Origin of the sequence: Exiguobacterium sp. s194 (assembly GCF_018618275.1) — a bacterium.
In the GTDB taxonomy this organism is placed as follows: Bacteria; Bacillota; Bacilli; order Exiguobacteriales; family Exiguobacteriaceae; genus Exiguobacterium; species Exiguobacterium chiriqhucha.
Genome location: NZ_JACSLT010000004.1, coordinates 196,394 through 209,942, shown reverse-complemented (window position 1 = coordinate 209,942; position 13,549 = coordinate 196,394). Strand labels below are relative to the sequence as shown.

Below are 13,549 nucleotides of genomic sequence, written 5' to 3'. Positions count from 1 at the left end.
ACGAACGATGAACCGGGAAGCAGAGATTATCCAGTCGCTTCGAGCCGCTGCATCTCTGACTCCGACCCTCACTGTCAAACAATATCAGCTCTGGAGCCGAGACCGAGACGTCCCGACGTTCCTCGACGTTCTCAATTTTTATGGGTCATGGACCGGCGCATTAAAAGCGGCCGGGCTCGTCGAATCCCGCAAACAGTATACCCAACAAGAACTCATCGCAGCGCTTCGGCTCGCACTTGAACAGGAAGGGAGATTGACGAGCACCCACTATCAACAATGGGCCAAAGGTCAAGTCGCCCCTTCCCTAGGTGATATTATTTCCCACTTCGGGTCTTGGAGTCTGGCCGTGAAAACGGTTGAGCGTTTAGAAGAACTCCATTTTACCGTCCAACCAGAACGTGAAAAAGCAGAAATCGTCCAATCGTTACTCGAAGCAAGCCGGGTCGTGGTCCCATTCAACGCCGTCACTTATCAGAAATGGGCCAAACAACATAAACGACCGAGTGTTGCCAAAATATCGCGGCGGTATGGCTCTTGGAAACGGGCACTCGCCGAGTTGGAGCTTCGTGAGTCGTGTGATGGAAAGAAGTGAACATGGAGGAGGAATCGCGATGAACGGAGCATTTGTCATCTCGTTAGATTTCGAATTGAACTGCGACATCTTGGAAGGAGGGAAACGCCATGGGCCGACCAATCGTGTTACTTGTCGGGGAACATCGCACATCCGCCTACGTCTATCAGGCGATTCGCAATCTAGGGGTGACCCATGTGATTCGAGAAGATGGTCCGAGCGAGCATCGACCCGAATCGCTCAACCATTGGCTGACACACGCTTATGTCCGGTCGATGGCGCCTCTCATGCGCGTATCCAGCCGGGCCCGGATTCGAGAATTGAAAGGTCGCTATCCGTTGAATGACGAGCCGATTCCGTTCCATCACATCCTGCGGGTCACTTCGTTAAACGATGCGAAGACGACGATGTGGCTCGATCGTCTCGACCCACAACTGATCGTCACCCATGAGACGGGACCGATTGACCCGAGTGTCCTCGCTCGATTCGATTGTCCGGTGCTGACGGTCAAACCGACGATCGCCGAAGGGCAGATTGAGGCATACTGGGCGTTTCGGGCCAAACCGGACGTCTGTGAGGCACGAATCGAACAGTGGACCGAGCGGGGCTGGTCTGTGGTCGACCGGGCCGTGCTCTATATCGGTGGGACGGATAACTTTGCCACGTACCCGTATTTACAGCTCACGACAGCGCTCCCGCTCCTGAGACGGCAAATCGAGTTGCTGTTAAAGGAAGATGTCTATGACCGCCGAACGGCGAAATAACGGCCAAAGCGCGATGCTTTGGCCGTTTAGCTTTGGGTGATGCAATAGTGTTGGATGGCGTCGTTATAGTAGACGGCAAGTCCTGGGGCGTACTTGTCATAGAATGCGGTGAAACGCTCGTCCATGACGTACATCTGTCCGAGTCCGCTGAACATGTCGAGCGAGCAGTCATAAAACTGGTCGTTGATGAACATGTGGTTCGCCTGGACGGCCGCTTGGACACGTGGGTCTTCGACCGGGACACCGGCCGTGAACAAGTCGACCAGCGGTTTGACGAGATCGACTTGCTGTTGACTGAGAGCTTCCCAGTCTTCTTTCGAGCGCTTGTCGGCGCGCGTACGTGACGTCTTGTACGCCTCGCTCTCGCCCCAACGCTCCACGACCTCGGGTTCGTGTTTCGCTTCATGGGCTTTCAGTTCGTCAAACGACAGGCCGTTGAACAACGATTTGTCTTCCATTGGAATTCCTCCTCTCAGTGAGGTGAGCGTCGATTCCGCCGTCTCGGCGAGTGTCGCGAAATAGGCGGCCTTCGCGCGCAGGGCGGTCACCTGCTCCTCGAGGGCACGGGTCCGATCGAATGGTTCGGCTTCGAGCAACGCCTGAATCGTCTCGAGTGGAAAGTCGAGCGAGCGATATAGCAGAATCGACTGTAAACGCACGGCGTCATGTGACGAGTAACGGCGATACCCTTTGGCGTCACGCTCGGCAACAAGTAGACCGACCGCATCATAGTGCCGTAGCGTCCGTGTGGTCGTGCCGGCGAGTGTGGCGAGCTGTTGAATCGTATACATGTCCTCACCTCCTTGGATTCAGCGTACACGTTGACGTCGCGTCAAGGTCAAGCCTTTGTTTCAAATAAGGAAAAGCCATCCCGTTCGCCGACATACCGGAAGCCGAAGCGGGGATAATAGGCGTTCAAAAAGGAATTCGTGGCGACGCAGTCGAGGCGAATCCGGTCCGACGTTGCTGCGAGTGCATGACGCATCAGCTGTTCGCCGATTTGTTGGCCTTTCATTCGGTCGTCGACGACGAGCCGATGTAAATAGACGGCCCCCCGGGAATCGTCCCATAAATTCTCATCCCAAGCCGTCGGCGGAATCAAACTGACCGACCCGGTGATGGTTCCATTTGTTTCATATACATACACGGTCCCGTTCGTGACGTCATGAGTCACAAAATCGGTCCGGCTCGGTTCCAAATATTTCACCCATTGCGTTTTTCCGGCTGCCTGAAAAGCTTGGGCTTTCTGCAAAATTAGTTGATCAATTGCCGAAAGATCGGCCTGTGTGGCCAAACGAATCATATAAGTCGCCTCACTTTCATTTCATTTCAAATTCGTGTAGGGTACACGGTGAGTAAGCTGTTGAAACACTCTTTGTATTGATTTCGAATTTTTGATAAGATAAACGTAGTGCATCGTGCAAACGATTGCGCTAATGCGATATAGAGAGAACAGCACTGATATTAGTATATAGGATGCGCAGTGAGTTTAGGGATAAGGGAGTATCATTGAGACATGCAACTTTTACAACGTGACCAACACACACAAACGAAAACACTGAAACGAAACTGGTGGAAAGAAGCCGTCGCTTATCAAATCTACCCGCGCAGCTTCTACGATGCGAACGGCGATGGAATCGGCGACATCCAAGGCATCATCGATAAGCTCGACTATTTAAAAGACCTCGGCGTCGACGTCATCTGGATTTGTCCGATGTATAAGTCGCCGAATGATGACAACGGCTATGACATTAGCGACTATCAGGACATCATGGACGAGTTCGGATCGATGGAAGACTTCGATCGACTGTTGACGGAAGTCCATGCACGCGGCATGAAGTTGTTGCTCGACCTCGTCGTCAACCATACGTCGGACGAGCACCCATGGTTCATCGAATCGAAGAGCTCGAAAGACAATCCGAAGCGTGACTGGTACATTTGGCGTGACGGCAAACCCGACGGCTCGAAACCGAACAACTGGGAGTCAATCTTTGGCGGGTCGGCCTGGGAGTTCGATGAGACGACGGAGCAATACTTCTTGCACGTCTTCTCGAAGAAACAACCGGACCTGAACTGGGAGAACGCCGAGATGCGCCAGACGATCTATAACATGATCAACTGGTGGCTCGACAAAGGCATCGACGGCTTCCGTGTCGATGCAATCAGCCACATCCGCAAACATCCATCGTTCGGCGATTTGCCGAACCCAGAAGGCCTCGACTTCGTGCCATCGTTCGAGATGCACATGAACGTCGATGGGATTCACGGTTATTTGGAAGAGCTTCGCGACGAGACGTTCAACAAGCACGACATCATGACGGTCGGGGAAGCGAACGGCGTGTCGCCTGACGACGCCCACCTTTGGGTCGGCGAGAAGGAAGGCAAGATGAACATGGTGTTCCAATTCGAACACATGGGTCTCTGGCGTGAAGACGCCGAGTCGAAGCTCGACGTCGTCCACTTGAAGAACGTCCTGACGAAATGGCAAAAAGGTCTCGAAGAAGACGGCTGGAACGCCCTCTATGTCGAGAACCACGATCAGACACGGACCGTGTCGTCATGGGGTGATGACGAGCGCTATTGGAAAGAGAGCGCGAAATCGATTGCGATGATGTATTTCCTCATGCAAGGGACGCCGTTCATCTATCAAGGCCAAGAGATCGGCATGACGAACGTGAAGTTCGACTCGATCGACCAGTACGACGATATCGCGACACGCAACCGCTATTACATCGGTCTCGAACATGGCAAGAGCCATGAGGAGATGATGGATATCACGTGGAACTCGTCACGTGATAACACGCGCACACCGATGCAGTGGAGCGATGCCCCGAACGCGGGCTTCACGTTCGCCGAGACGCCTTGGTTCGGCATCAACCCGAACTACACGGACATCAACGTCGACGCCCAGCTCGAAGACGACGACTCGATTCTCAACTTCTATAAAGAGATGATTCGTCTTCGCAAGCAAGACGAGACGTTCGTTTACGGGACGTATGACATCGTCTTGCCGGAGCACCCGGAGATTTACGCGTACACGCGCACGCTCGGTGACTCGCAATACCTCGTCATGACGAACTTGACGGGCAAAGAAGCCATCTTTGCGACGGAGCTCACGCTTCGCTCGGAAGACGTCGTCTTGCAAAACATGCCGCTCGAGCCGCATGATGAGACGACACTCGTCCACTTGAAGCCGTTCGAGGGGCGCGTCTATAAAATGAGTTAATCGAAGACAGGGACATTCCCTGTCTTTTTTTTTGCGTACAGGGAAATGACGAGAGAGCACGAATTCATATATAGACAAGACGAGGAGGGGTTGAAATGAGACTGTTACTGACATCGGCCGGGATTAAAAATGACCGGATTAAACAAGCGTTACTCGAGTTGTTAGGGAAACCGATTGAGGAGTGTACCGCCCTGTGCATCCCGACCGCGATTTACGCGTTGCCGGGTGGGACGAATCACGCGTGGAACTTTTTCAACGGTGATTTCTCGACGCCGATATGTGAGTTAGGGTGGAAGTCGGTCGGGGTCCTCGAATTGAGTGCCCTCCCAAGCCTTGATGAAACGGTGTGGAGACCGGCGTTCGACGAGGCGGATGTGTTGTTGGTCAACGGAGGCGACCCTCTGTTCTTGCATTATTGGATGCAGCAGTCCGGTGTCGCGCAGCTGTTACCGGATTGGAATGGCGTCTATGTCGGTTTGAGTGCCGGCAGCATGGTCATGACCCCGCGCATCGGGGAGGCGTTTGTCGGTTGGCAGGCACCGGGCGAGCAGGGCGATAAGACACTAGGGTATGTCGATTTCTCGATTTTCCCTCACCTCGATCATGAGATGTTGCCGGAGAACACGTCCGAGCATGCGACCGAATGGGCAGGCATGTTGGCTGGGCCGAGCTACGCCATCGATGACGAGACGGCGATTCGAGTCGTCGACGGGCGTGTAGACGTGATTTCGGAAGGTAATTGGCTGAAGTTTTAACGGAACGAACGGCCGCGGATGATCACATCCGCGGTCTTTTGCTTGAAGCGGACTTCTTGCACGAACATAATATAAAATTGATCGGGCCCGACGTGTGAAGCGCGTGCGAACCGGGAAAGAAAAAGTTACCGATTCCGGACCGTTCGCGTGATATGGTACGATGGGACAGCGGAAAGGGGAATCATCATGGCAATTGAACCGAAACGCGTACGTGTGCGCCAAAAGACGACGATCAGTGAGATCGCGGAACCGATCGAGCTGCAAGCCGAGGGGCTCTATTATGAATTGAAGACCGGCTTCATCTTGACGTTCGATCAAGAACGGGAAGACGGTGTCGTTCCGACGACAATCAAATATACGACAGGCCGGCTCGCGCTCATCTGTAAAGGACCGATCGAGATGAATCATTCCTTTATTGAAGGACGTTTGACGCAAAGCCTATATAAAAACCCATATATGTCGATGACGATGGCGACGACGACAGAGCGACTCGATGTCGCGGACGGCCGTTGCCGCTTCGTCTACGAGTTATCGATGAACGAAGACGTGGCGGGAAATTATGACGTCGACGTCACATGGACGTTTGAAGGAGGAGAGTTCGCATGAATTTTGCAGAACGCGTGAAAAAGATTGAAGAGATGTTGAACGAGGATTGGTTCGAGATGCTCGAAACGAACGAGGACGAGTATGAAGAGTGGCGTGGCCGCCTCGAGGACCATGCTGAGCAGGTCGTCGGGCACTATGACAACGAGACCGGTGTCGATATGGACTCGGTCGACAAGTTGCTCCAGTTGAACGATGAGTTCCCGCTTCTTTATGGAGAAGATACGGTCCGGCTTTACGTCGCGTTGATCGAGGCGCGGCCGGAAGACAAGTCGGTGTACGAACGCTATATCGATTATTTGGCGGCCATCGGTGACGCGACACATGAGGAATTTTTACGGTTCCACACGCTCGTCGAGGCTGGCCGTTTAGACGAGGCCCGTACACTCGCCCCACAGATGCCAAAACGACTAGGATTAGAAGACTGACCCGCAATCGATTGCGGGTTTTTTGCTAGATGATTCTATGAAAAAAGGCGACATCTCGTCACAGGAACGTCTGTTTTCAACGTGAATCGGCTTCGTTATGATGAAGAAAGACCAATCAATTAGGGGGACGTCAGATGCTACAGCTCGTCAAAACAACGATGGCGCAACAAGCGCAAGTACTCGAATTTTTACAGGAGTGGCGGGAGCGGGAAGAGACGATCGTCCCGAACGCGGTCGACCGCGACGCGTCTGACTTTGCGTCGTACGTTAAACAGATTCGTGATAAAGAGGTACGGGTGAACAACGTCAGTTGGGTGCCGAGTACGACGTATTGGCTGACGGACGGGAACGAGTTGCTCGGGGCGGCGAATATCCGTCACGAATTGAATGACAACCTCCTCAACTTTGGGGGACATATCGGGTACGGCATCAAGCCGAGCGCACGTGGACGCGGTCTGGCAACGAAACAGCTCGAGCTCGCGCTCGAGAAAGCGAAAGAACTCGGGATCGAGCGGGCGTTGATTACGTGTGACCGGACGAACGTGGCGTCACGCCAAGTCATCTTGAATAACGGAGGAATACCGGACACACCGTTCACAACGGAAGGCGGGAAAATCGTCGAGCGGTTTTGGATTGAACTGAAAGGATGACGTGAGATGGCGAATTGGATCGTGGTCTATTTAGCACTGATCAATTTTTGGGGAATCTATCTGTTTCCACGAGACCGGGTACCGTCTCAAAAATGGTTCTCGTTTTCGAGCGGGATCGCCATCACGTACTTTTTCATGTATCTCTTGCCGTCTTTGAACAAGCGGCAAGACACGCTGCGGGTCGAATGGCTCGACCTGGCCTTGCCGTCGGAGATTTATGTCATCAGCTTGCTCGGCTTCACCGTCTTTTATGGGACGATGCGTGTCGTTCGAACGCCACACTTCAAAGACGAGACGATTGATCAGAACGTGTCGTATTGGCTCCAAGTGACGCTGTTGACGGCATATATGTCGTTCTCGGCTTACGTCGTTACGGCATCATCCGTCACGTTCGTCGCCCGCAGCTTCTACGCAACGGCGCTCGGCGTCCACTTCCTCGCTGTCGGTCACGACTTGTATCGCCATTACGGGGAACGCTACCTTCGGCAAGGACGTTATTTGTTGAGCGGCGGCATCCTCATCGGCGGTTTCTTTTCCCGTTTCATCGATCTCGCCTCGCACGTCGAGGCCATCTTGTTCGCGTTTGTCGCCGGGGCGATGATTCTGAATATCGTCAAGTTCGAACTTCCAGCCGACCGCAACCTCCACTTCCGGACGTTCGTCCTCGCGGTAGTCGGGTATGGCGGCATCCTCTTATTCTTGAAGCATGTGCTCAATTTTTGACCCCTTCGATAAAAATGAATGACTGTTCATTCATTGTTTGATATACTGAATTCAAGATTGAATCCGTTTTCATAAGGGGGAGTTTTGGGGATGTCTACATTTTTAATCGTCAACTGGATTCTATTCTTGCTCGTCCTCGGCTATGGACTGTATTTGTTCGCCTCGCTGGTCTATCAGCGCTATACGTTCATCAAGCTCGGGAAGCAGGCAGAGTGGAGCCAAACGAATAAGGAACGGCTCGAACAGGTCATGATCAACGTGTTCGGCCAAAAGAAATTGTTAAAAGACAAGAAGAGCGGCATCATTCACGTCATGATGTTCTATGGGTTCATCCTCGTCCAGTTCGGGGCCATCGACTTCATCTGGAAAGGGCTTGCTGTCGGGACACGTTTCCCGCACATCCCGCTCGGTCCGCTCTATCCAATTTTCACGTTCATGCAAGAAATCGTCATGCTCATGATTCTTGTCGCGGTCGTTTGGGGATTCTACCGCCGTTACATCGAGAAGCTCGTGCGCTTGAAACGAAACTTCTTGGCCGGCCTCGCCCTCATCTTCATCGGTGGGCTGATGGTATCGGTCTTGTTCGGGAACGGGTTCTACCTCGTCTATAAGGAAGAACTTCCGATGTGGGGTGAACCGGTCGCAACGCTCATCGGTTCGGCGTTCGCATGGGTACCGGGAGGGATTGCCTTCGCCTTGTTCGTCGTCTTCTGGTGGCTTCATCTCTTGTTCTTGCTCAGCTTCATGATTTATATCCCGCAAGGCAAGCACGCCCACTTGATCGCCGGGACGCTCAACGTCTGGCTCGGACGGACGCACCAGGTCGGTCGTCTCGCTCCGGTCGATTTCTCGGCGATGGAAGAAGCCGAGGAGTCGGACGAAGAAGTCGTCTTCGGGGTCAATAAAATCGAAGACTTCAACCAAAAACAACTCGTCGATTTGTATGCCTGTGTCGAGTGCGGACGCTGTACGAACGTCTGCCCGGCGACCGGGACCGGTAAGATGCTGTCGCCGATGGACCTCATCGTCAAGCTGCGCGACCATATGAACATGAAAGGGGCCGCCGTCACCCGGAAGTCACCGTGGGCACCGGCGCTCTTGTTCCAAAACACGCAAGGGGCCGAGATTGCCGCCGCGGCCCAAGACGGACATATGCTCGTCGCCGATGAGTTGATCGGCAACGTCATCACTGAAGAAGAGATTTGGGCATGTACGACGTGCCGCAACTGTGAGGACCAATGTCCGGTCATGAACGAGCACGTCGACAAGATTATCGATTTGCGCCGTTACCTCGTCATGATGGAAGGCAAGATGGATCCAGAAGCGCAGCGTACGGTCGCCAATATCGAACGTCAAGGCAACCCGTGGGGGATGAACCGGAAAGAGCGTGAGAATTGGCGCAAAGACCGGGAAGAACTCGTCATCCCGACGGCGAAAGAGAAGAAAAAGGCCGGCGAAGAGTTTGAATTCCTCTTCTGGGTCGGAGCGATGGGCTCATACGACAGCCGTAGCCAAAAAGTCGCGCAAAGCTTTGCGAGCGTCTTGAACAAGGCCGGCGTCTCGTTCGCCATCCTTGGTAACGAAGAGAAGAACTCAGGGGATACGCCACGCCGCATCGGGAACGAGCTGTTGTTCCAAGAGCTCGCCGAAGCGAACATCAAACTGTTCGAGAAGTATGGGGTCACGAAAATCGTCACGGTCGACCCGCACGCGTATAACACGTTCAAAAACGAGTATCCGGACTTTGGACTCACGGGTGTGAAAGTGTATCACCATACCGAGCTCCTCGCCGAGCTGCTCGATACGGGCCGTGTCAAACCGGACTTCTCCGTGAACGAGCGTGTCGTCTATCACGATTCATGTTATCTCGGGCGCTATAACGGTATTTACGACGCCCCGCGTTTCGTCTTGGAACGCATTCCAGGTGTTGAACTTGTCGAGGCGGAGCGGAACCGTGAGAACGGCATGTGCTGCGGCGCCGGCGGCGGTCTCATGTGGCAAGAAGAGAAAGTCGGAACGCGCGTAAATGTGGCCCGGACCGAGCAGTTGCTCGAGACGAAACCGACGGTCATTGGATCGGCGTGTCCGTACTGCTTGACGATGCTCTCGGACGGAACGAAGGCGAAAGAAGTCGATGAGACGGTCGGTACGTTCGACGTCGTTGAACTGCTCGATCGCTCACTTGCTCCAATCGAAGTACCTGAACCACTCGTTCAATAAAAAACAAGGCACGGTCCGCGGACCGTGCCTTGTTCTGTCGTCAGTGCATCTCGGAAGTGGCCAATAAGGAAGACGTCAGGTGTGATAGTCCTTGTGTCGTCTCATTGATGGCCGAAATCGTCTCGACCATTTGGCCGAGGTCTTGCTTGTTCCGTTCGAACGACAGGACGTAATTGCCCATCTCGTCTTTGACGGTCGAGAAGCCAGCTTTGACGGCACCGAGTTGACGCATTGCCTCGTCGTTCGTTCGATGCATCTGTCCCATTTGATCGAGCAGGGCGGCGATGTTCGCTTCATTCTCATGGATGAGGACGTTGATTTGACTGCTCAGCTGTTTTGCATTCTCGGCAAGCGTCCTCACTTCGGTCGCGACGACGGCGAAGCCTTTGCCGTGCTCACCGGCTCGGGCCGCTTCGATTGATGCGTTCAAGGCGAGCAAGTTTGTCTGGTTGGCAATCTGTTCGATGCTCCGAGTCATGCTGACGATTTCTTGCGAGCCGTCCTTGAGCGCGGTGATGCGATCGAGCGAGGCGTCGACGTACGTCGCTGACTGTTTGAACTCGGATTCCATCTGTTCGATTTGCTCGCCGTTCGTATGCGTCAAGCTCATCAAGTGACGGCTCATCTTCTCCGTCTGCTCGGTCTCGGACAACACTTGATGGGCTCGCTTGCTCGTCTCGGACATGGCGTGACCGGTCTGCTCCATCGTCGTCGCGACTTCCGTGCTGACGCGACTGACATCGTTCAATAGCGTCGCTCGGGCGACGTTTGCCGATTCAATCTCATCGAGACGCGCATCGACGTACTGCTCAGTGACGATTTGGGCGTCCAAGTTCATCGCATGGGACAATGCGAGGAGCGATTCGGTCAATGTGGCCGGGTCGTGTTGGTACGTCTCGACGATTTTTGGGACGAGCAACGTGTTGAAGGCAGAATAGGTCGCGAGGAACCAGACGACCGGTACAGCATAGTGGTGATGCGTCTGGCCCATCCGTTTACGCATCGCAAGGAACTTGTCATCGATGTTTCCGGTCAATAGACTACGGAAATAGTCAGCAAACACTTTTTTAAGTCGCTCCCGTGTCGACGAGGCGTTGGCGATTTGGACCATCTCAGACTGCAACATCAAGTGGTCGAGGACGTTTTCAAGGACATCGTCTAACACGGATTCGACGAGCGGGGCCATGTCTTGAAGTCGCTTCACTTGCGACGTCGTATAACCCATATAATGGGTGCGCCCGTTCAAATTTTGATCGGTCGGCCGTGCGGTCTTCGCCACATCAGGGAAGCCGATCGATGCGGTGTAGGCGGTAGGTTTTGATTTACGGAACAGTGCCATGTTTCATTCTCCTTTTTCTCGTACAGCTAAAATAGCTTTCTTTTCTATATCGGCAAAAATGTGAAAAAACTGAGGAGCTGATGTGTGATTCGAGAGGTTCTCGAATGGAAGGTAGCGGGAAAGAAGGAAAGGAGAGCGATTCGATCATTTTCTAGAAATGAGGTATCTTTAATGAAAAACACGGTCGTGTTATTGACGATTGTCAGTGCCCTCAGCAGTCAAATCTTGCCTCAAATTTTATTTTTGTCCATCATGGCGGTCGAAGACGGCGTCGGACGATTAATCCCGTTCATGATTTTTTACGTGGCGAGTATGTCGGGACTGCTTCTATGGGTGTACATCATTGGTCGCCTTGGCTCGAAACAGACATTCTTACTGGCGCTGACCGTCTTGGTGACCGGACTCATCTGCTTTTTGCTGCCGTTTGGCTGGGCGATCGAATTGAGCGCTTTTCTTGTCGGTGTCGGATCGATCGGTGTCGGGTCGATTATGACGACGATTTTGTCACAGCTGAAGGAACTGTCCACCACAGACGAGTCGACGGATCAGAAAGGGAGTTCGCTCCCGCTCGTACTCGCACTCGTTGCCTGGATCATCATTTTCTCTTATGTGCTGACTCGATCATATGACGAGGCTGTCATCCTCTTCCTCGTCAGTCTGATCCTGCCTTGGCTGTTCGTGAGAAAGTTGCCGCTCGAGAAAACGGCGACGTGGGCATGGGCGACAGGGAAGTTCGTGCTTGCCTTCATCACCGTCACCGTGTTCACGTTGGTGAGCCGTCTCCTCAGCCTGTTGGAAGGGGCGAGCGGGTATGTGGAAATCTTTTTATTGATGATTATTTTGCTCGGCTACGTCGGGTGGGTATTGTTCCAGGAGCGGACGAGAACGTACGTCAGTGCCACCCGGACGCGCCAAGTTCAACTGCTCGCGTTCGTCGTCGGGTTGTTCGGCGGCTGGACGTTGATTGGCGCCGTATTCATCAGTCTGGTCCTATATTCGTTTCAAGTGCTCTTGTTCTATGTGTTCATGCCGTTCTTGGCGGGCGTCATCGGCTGGATATTATTGAACCGTGTGTTCGACGTGGCGCGTCATCCTTACTACGTCCTGCTCGTCACGTCGCTGCTATTCTTCCTCGGTTTCTTGGAGCCGATCGTGTTTATTCCGGTCCTGTTTGTGAGTGGGTACGTCCAGACGATGTACGCGAGTGCGGGTCACGTCTATCTATATGCATCGTATGGGGACAATAAAGAGTTCGCCTCGCTGCTCTTGCAACTATGGAAACGGTTCGGGATGGTCGTCGCTTATTCCGCGCTCATGGTTGGATTGCTCGGCTAAGGTCTATATACCGGCCAGTCCGTCAATGCAGAGTTGTCCTTTAAAATCCCGCGTGGTTGGATGCTCGGGGTGCTCGGTTTGACGTGGATCTTCAACGTCGGATTGATTACGCTGTATTGGTTGCGCATCCAAAAAACCGTTGAAACTTCAAAATAATTTCCTCTAGCTTTTTCATATCGGTTTTGTTTATAATGAGGAGTGATGTTTAACTAGTGACGGAAAAGGAGTGTCCTTTAATGAATAAATCGTTGATCGATTTCGTTTACGAAATTCTTCAAAAGACTGGCGAGCAACCAGTGTCATTTGATGAGATTCGTGAGCTGATCAGACAAAACTATACGTTCGCAAGTGAAGAGGAAGAGCTCGAGAAAATCGCGCAACTCTACACGGACATGAACATCGACGGACTATTCGTCAACTTGGGAGCTAACCGTTGGGCGCTTCGTGTTTGGTATCCGTTCGATAAGTCAGACGAAGATCTCGTCATCGAAGCACGCCAACGCGGTGAGCTCGATGAGTTCGAAGAAGAGATCGATGAGACGGATGAAGGCATCGTCGACATTGAAGACGACCTTGACGTCTTTGCAAAAGGTGAAGATTTTGACGCATCTGAGTTCGATGCCGAGGATGAAGCCGAAAAAGTGGAAGGCCTTGACGAGTTCGAGGACGAAGACTTGGACGACGACCTCGACTTAGAAGACGAGGATGATTTATAAGAGACCGCAAAAAGCCGGGCATTTGTCCCGGCTAGGCGTGTCTCTTTTTCTTTTTTGACAGTTGAAAAAAAGAAAAAATAATGACTTGACGACTGCATCGTCTCTGACGTAAATTAGTCATGGGCTAGTTTAGCACGTAACGATGCAGCAAAAGTGTCCTCCATTTCAGTGGGGGCACTTTTGCTTTTTTTGTTTTTTCGTTTCCCGTTGTGGCATTTA

At 52.8% G+C, this 13,549-nt stretch carries 14 protein-coding genes; 11 read left to right on the top strand and 3 right to left on the bottom strand.

Annotated features, from left to right (window positions below; translation table 11 throughout):
* The first annotated feature begins 7 nt into the window (after positions 1–7).
* On the top strand, positions 8–592 hold the full coding sequence (locus KNP85_RS06690; protein ID WP_021066075.1) for a hypothetical protein: 585 nt from the start codon (positions 8–10) through the stop codon (positions 590–592).
* Between the two features lie 89 nt (positions 593–681).
* On the top strand, positions 682–1,335 hold the full coding sequence (locus tag KNP85_RS06685) for a hypothetical protein (RefSeq protein WP_029594643.1): 654 nt from the start codon (positions 682–684) through the stop codon (positions 1,333–1,335).
* A 26-nt stretch (positions 1,336–1,361) separates the two neighbouring features.
* On the opposite strand, the gene KNP85_RS06680 is transcribed toward KNP85_RS06685, so the two are convergent.
* Together KNP85_RS06680 and KNP85_RS06675 are read right to left on the bottom strand one after the other, a co-directional pair.
* Positions 1,362–2,126, bottom strand: coding sequence for a MerR family transcriptional regulator (locus KNP85_RS06680; protein ID WP_214802327.1), 765 nt, complete (start codon positions 2,124–2,126; stop codon positions 1,362–1,364).
* Positions 2,127–2,173: 47 nt separating this feature from the next.
* Positions 2,174–2,638, bottom strand: a complete 465-nt coding sequence (locus tag KNP85_RS06675; protein WP_131471471.1) for a GNAT family N-acetyltransferase — start codon at positions 2,636–2,638, stop codon at positions 2,174–2,176.
* 213 nt (positions 2,639–2,851) lie between these two features.
* Between KNP85_RS06675 and KNP85_RS06670 the strand changes: the two genes are divergently transcribed.
* The 7 genes from KNP85_RS06670 (at position 2,852) to KNP85_RS06640 (ending at position 9,940) form a co-directional block, all read left to right on the top strand.
* Positions 2,852–4,561, top strand: coding sequence for a glycoside hydrolase family 13 protein (locus tag KNP85_RS06670; protein WP_285800917.1), 1,710 nt, complete (start codon positions 2,852–2,854; stop codon positions 4,559–4,561).
* Between the two features lie 95 nt (positions 4,562–4,656).
* A complete protein-coding gene (locus KNP85_RS06665) occupies positions 4,657–5,316 on the top strand; it encodes a Type 1 glutamine amidotransferase-like domain-containing protein (RefSeq protein ID WP_214802324.1) in 660 nt (219 codons plus the stop codon).
* A 186-nt stretch (positions 5,317–5,502) separates the two neighbouring features.
* A complete protein-coding gene (locus tag KNP85_RS06660) occupies positions 5,503–5,922 on the top strand; it encodes a YwiB family protein (RefSeq protein WP_021066081.1) in 420 nt (139 codons plus the stop codon).
* Positions 5,919–6,347 (top strand): hypothetical protein, encoded by a 429-nt coding sequence (locus tag KNP85_RS06655; protein WP_021066082.1) that lies wholly within the window; start codon positions 5,919–5,921, stop codon positions 6,345–6,347. Before KNP85_RS06660 ends, KNP85_RS06655 begins: the two co-directional genes overlap by 4 nt.
* Positions 6,348–6,481: 134 nt before the next feature.
* Positions 6,482–6,997, top strand: a complete 516-nt coding sequence (locus KNP85_RS06650) for a GNAT family N-acetyltransferase (protein WP_214802321.1) — start codon at positions 6,482–6,484, stop codon at positions 6,995–6,997.
* 6 nt (positions 6,998–7,003) lie between these two features.
* Complete coding sequence (locus KNP85_RS06645; RefSeq protein ID WP_029594649.1) at positions 7,004–7,720, top strand: hypothetical protein; 717 nt, start codon at positions 7,004–7,006, stop codon at positions 7,718–7,720.
* Between the two features lie 90 nt (positions 7,721–7,810).
* Positions 7,811–9,940: a (Fe-S)-binding protein gene (locus KNP85_RS06640; RefSeq protein WP_058764865.1), complete on the top strand. Its 2,130-nt coding sequence runs from the start codon at positions 7,811–7,813 to the stop codon at positions 9,938–9,940.
* Between the two features lie 40 nt (positions 9,941–9,980).
* Here the strand turns inward: KNP85_RS06640 and KNP85_RS06635 are convergent, their stop codons facing one another.
* A complete protein-coding gene (locus tag KNP85_RS06635; RefSeq protein ID WP_214802318.1) occupies positions 9,981–11,279 on the bottom strand; it encodes a methyl-accepting chemotaxis protein in 1,299 nt (432 codons plus the stop codon).
* A gap of 171 nt (positions 11,280–11,450) precedes the next feature.
* Here KNP85_RS06635 and KNP85_RS06630 point away from each other — a divergent pair, with 171 nt between their 5' ends.
* Both KNP85_RS06630 and rpoE read left to right on the top strand, forming a co-directional pair.
* The gene (locus KNP85_RS06630) at positions 11,451–12,614 is read left to right on the top strand and encodes a hypothetical protein (protein WP_251136250.1); all 1,164 of its coding nucleotides are present in this window, start codon (positions 11,451–11,453) and stop codon (positions 12,612–12,614) included.
* 236 nt (positions 12,615–12,850) lie between these two features.
* Positions 12,851–13,330, top strand: coding sequence for a DNA-directed RNA polymerase subunit delta (gene rpoE, locus KNP85_RS06625; protein WP_021066088.1), 480 nt, complete (start codon positions 12,851–12,853; stop codon positions 13,328–13,330).
* The last annotated feature ends 219 nt before the right edge of the window (positions 13,331–13,549 follow it).